The sequence below is a fragment of the Kitasatospora sp. NPDC057198 genome, assembly GCF_042670125.1.
Classification (GTDB): Bacteria; Actinomycetota; Actinomycetes; order Streptomycetales; family Streptomycetaceae; genus Kitasatospora.
This window is the reverse complement of sequence record NZ_JBHUWH010000642.1, coordinates 1-3521: the sequence shown is the minus strand read 5'-3', so window position 1 is coordinate 3521 and position 3521 is coordinate 1. Positions and strand designations below refer to the sequence as shown.

The 3521-nt window shown below is 76.5% G+C and carries 3 protein-coding genes and 1 pseudogene; 1 reads left to right on the top strand and 3 read right to left on the bottom strand.

Annotated features, from left to right (window positions below; all coding sequences use genetic code 11):
• Window positions 1-714 (top strand): annotated as a pseudogene (locus ACFUEL_RS37070) (MFS transporter); the annotation flags it as partial.
• Between the two features lie 121 nt (window positions 715-835).
• Here ACFUEL_RS37070 and ACFUEL_RS37065 read toward each other — a convergent pair.
• The 3 genes from ACFUEL_RS37065 to ACFUEL_RS37055 all read right to left on the bottom strand — a co-directional run bounded on the left by ACFUEL_RS37065 (window position 836) and on the right by ACFUEL_RS37055 (window position 3355).
• Entirely contained in the window at window positions 836-1513 is a 678-nt protein-coding gene (locus tag ACFUEL_RS37065) for a hypothetical protein (RefSeq protein ID WP_380242196.1), read from the bottom strand.
• A gap of 135 nt (window positions 1514-1648) precedes the next feature.
• A complete protein-coding gene (locus ACFUEL_RS37060; protein WP_380242194.1) occupies window positions 1649-2284 on the bottom strand; it encodes an isochorismatase family protein in 636 nt (211 codons plus the stop codon).
• Between the two features lie 48 nt (window positions 2285-2332).
• Window positions 2333-3355: a GlxA family transcriptional regulator gene (locus ACFUEL_RS37055; RefSeq protein WP_380242192.1), complete on the bottom strand. Its 1023-nt coding sequence runs from the start codon at window positions 3353-3355 to the stop codon at window positions 2333-2335.
• Between the last annotated feature and the right edge of the window lie 166 nt (window positions 3356-3521).

Below are 3521 nucleotides of genomic sequence, written 5' to 3'. Positions count from 1 at the left end.
GCGCTGGTGGTCGCCGACGTGCTCTCCTTCCTGGTCGCGGCCGCCCTGGTCGCCTCCCTGCACGAGCCGCGCCGGTCCGGGGCCGCCGAACGGCCCGCCGCCCCGGACCGCGGGCCCCATCCCAGCCCCTGGCGGGACGCCGGCTACCTGCGCTTCGTCGCCCTGGACGCGGTGCTCACCATCGACGACGCGATCCTCAACGTGGGCCTGCCGCTGTGGCTGATCCACTCCACCCGCGCCCCGCACGCCCTGATCCCGGCGTTCCTGGCGATCAACACCGTCGTCGTGGTCCTCGCCCAGCTGCGGGTCTCCGCCCTGGTGCGCACCCCCCACCAGGCGGTCCGGGTGGTCCCGCTGTACGGGTTCGCGATCCTCGGCTGCTGCGCGGCGGCGGCCCTGGCCCACCGGACGGGGGTGCCGGCCGCCTCGGCGCTGCTGCTGCTCGCCGCGGTGCTGGTGACGCTGGCCGAGCTGGTCCGCTCGGTGGTCTCCTGGGAGCTGTCGGTGGCCCTCGCCCCCGAGCGGGCCCGTCCCGAGTACCTCGGCGTGGCGGGCATGGCCCACTCCACCGAGAAGGCCGCCGGCCCGCTGCTGCTCACCGGCGCCGTCCTGGCCACCGGCCCGCTCGGCTGGCTCACCCTCGGCGCGGCCACCACCGCGGCCGCCTACGCCCAGCGGCACTACGGCGCCGGGCGGCTGTCCCCCGGCCGCTGAGCCCGCCGGAGCCCGGCTGAGCCCAGCTGAGCCCGGCTGAGCCCAGCTGAGCCCGGCTGAGCCCGGGGCCGTCTGACAGGTGGTCACTCGGTGCGGGCCCGGAGCCGACGGATCGGTGCGGTCAGAACGGCTCCGGCTCGCCGGCGAACCGGTGCGGTTCCGGTCGCTCCAGCCCCCGGGCCCATCGGCGCACCCCCTCGGGGTCCGGGCGCAGTGCCCGGCGCGGGGCGCGCCGGGCACGGGCGCCGGGGCCGCTCCAGTCTCCGGTGCTCACTCCTTCCAGCAGGTCCGCCGTCCGGTGGAAGAAGGCGGCCAGCGAGGCATACTCGCCCTCCTGCGGCACGTCCGCCTCGCCCCACGTCCCGACCGTCCCGTCGGCCGTGTTCAGGAACGTCCCGTGGAGGGCGTCGTGCTCGGCGACGAGGGGCAGCCACTCCCGGCGCCAGAGCGGGTGGTCGGGGTCCGTGGAGGGCGCGCTCCGCGCCGCGTCCGTCTTGCCGAGGTGGACCCGCTGCATGTCCGCCAGGCCGAGCAGGAGGTGTCCGCCCAGACCGGGCAGCAGGCACCCCCGCCGCACCTGGCCGACCCGGCGGTCGGTGCCTCCGCCGGCGTCCACGTCGTTCAGCAGGAGCCACTGCCGCACCTGCGCCGGGAGCTCCAGGCCCATGCGCAGTTCGGCCCGGTCGAGGGCCTCCTCGCTGCCCGGAGCGCCGAGGGCGGCGAGGACCGCGGGGTCGTTCCGTTCGAGCCACGCGGTCACCCGGGCCCACGCCTCCCGTACGTCCCCTGCCTCGTTCATCCGTTCCCCCTCGTACGTGACGGCCGCCGGACCGGCCCGGGAGGACAGTAGGCGCGGCCACTGACACGGACACTCGGACGCTCCCGGGGCGGACCGGCCGCTGGACTCCGCCCGGTGCGACGAGCCCGCCGACCGCTACCGCGCCGGAACCGGCCCGGTGAGGTCGGCGACCTCGGCCAGCACCGTCCCGTACAGGTCTCCGACGGTCGCCAGCGCCGCGGCGTGCAGCTGCGCCGCCGGTACGGTCCGGCCGTCCGGTCCGGGCAGCGCGCGGGTTGCGCACGCCTCGGCGACCACCGCGGGCCGCCACCCCTCGCGGAACGCGCCCTGGGCGGTGAACGCCACGCACATGTGCGTCATGAACCCGGCCAGCACCAGGCCCCGCCGCGGCCCCTCCCGGTCCGCGGCGGCCAGCACCTTCGCCAGTTCGGTGCCGTGGAACGCGTCCGGGAAGGTCTTCACCACCACCGGCTCCCCCGCCAGCGGCGCGACCTGCGGGCTGATCGCCCCGATCTCGGCCCGGACGTCGTACGGCGTTCCCGGCCCGCCGTCGTTGACCACGTGCACCACCGGGGCGCCGGCCGCCCGGGCCGCCGCCAGCAGCCGGGCCCCGGCCGCGAGCGCCTCCTCGGCGCCCTCCAGCGCCATGACGCCCTCCCGGTAGGTGTTCTGGTAGTCGATCAGCACCAGCGTCGACTCCGCGAGGCGGGGCGGCGTGTCGTCCAGCCCGATCACGGTGCGCAGCGTGCTGGACGCTTCATTCATGCTCATGACACTAATCTCCTGACGGTGGTGCGGATCAAGGACGTGAACGGGCGGCTACGGGCCGCTCGTCACCCGGAATCGCTTGCGGTACGCGGCCGGTGTGGTGCCGAGGCGGCGGCGCAGCGTGCGGTGCAGGGTCTCGACGGAGCCGAGGCCGCTGGCGGCGGCGACCTGGTCGAGCGGCCGGTCGGTGCCCTCGAGCAGCCGCCGGGCGGCCTCCAGCCGGACCGCTTCGACGTACGCCGCCGGGGTGGTGCCCGTCTCCTGCCGGAACACCCGGGCGAAGTGGCGTTCGCTGAGGCACATCCGGGCGGCCAGCGCGGCCGCGGAGAGGTCGGCGTCCGGGTGCTCGGCGATGTGCAGGCGCAGGTCGTCGATGTCCCGGCGGGTGGTGGGCGGGGTGCTGAGCGGGACGGAGAACTGGCTCTGGCCGCCCTGCCGCTTGAGGTACATCACCAGTTGCCGGGCGACGGCCATCGCCAGTTCCTCGCCGTGGTCCTCGGCGACCAGGGCGAGGGCGAGGTCCATGCAGGCGCTGATCCCGGCGCCGGTCCAGATCTTCCCGGACCGGACGAAGATCGGGTCCGGGTCGACCGTCACTTCCGGGTGGTCGGCGGCGAGTTGCGCCGCCGTCGACCAGTGGGTGGTGGCGCGCCGGCCGTCGAGCAGCCCGGCGGCGGCCAGCAGGTGCGCGCCGACGCAGACCGAGGCGACCCGCCGGGCGGAGGGCGCGAGCCGTTCCACCCAGGCGACCACCTCCCGGTCGATCCGCGCCCGGGGCCCCGCCCCGTCCGCTCCGTCCACCCCGTTCGCCCCGTTCGCCCCGGGCTCGACCGCGCCCGGCACCAGCAGGGTGTCGACGGCCCCGACGACCTGGTCGAACGTCAGGTCGACCGCCAGCCGGACTCCGGCCGAGGTGCGGACCAGGCCTTCCGCCGGCCCGGCCAGTTCCACCCGGTACCCGGCCCGGCCACGGCTCTCCCGCCCGGCCAGGGCGAACACCTCGGCCGGGCCGGTGACGTCGAGCAGGTCGACGTCCGGGAAGACCGCGATCACCACGCGGCGGCTGCTGGACATGCCCCCATCCTCGGCCGCCCCGGACGGTGTCCGCAATGACACCGTTCTGTCGGATCCGGCCATCCCGGGCGTCCCCGGCCGTCCCCGGCACGGCCCGCGGACGCCCGGCGGACGCCGGAGCGGAACGCCCCCACGGACGGACGGCCCGCACCCCGACCGACCGGCC

What these genes read in the sequence shown, in the direction of transcription:
- ACFUEL_RS37065 (WP_380242196.1), bottom strand. Translation starts at nt 1,513, where the DNA reads ATGAACGAGGCAGGGGACGTACGGGAGGCGTGGGCCCGGGTGACCGCG.
- ACFUEL_RS37060 (WP_380242194.1), bottom strand. Translation starts at nt 2,284, where the DNA reads ATGAGCATGAATGAAGCGTCCAGCACGCTGCGCACCGTGATCGGGCTG.
- ACFUEL_RS37055 (WP_380242192.1), bottom strand. Translation starts at nt 3,355, where the DNA reads ATGTCCAGCAGCCGCCGCGTGGTGATCGCGGTCTTCCCGGACGTCGAC.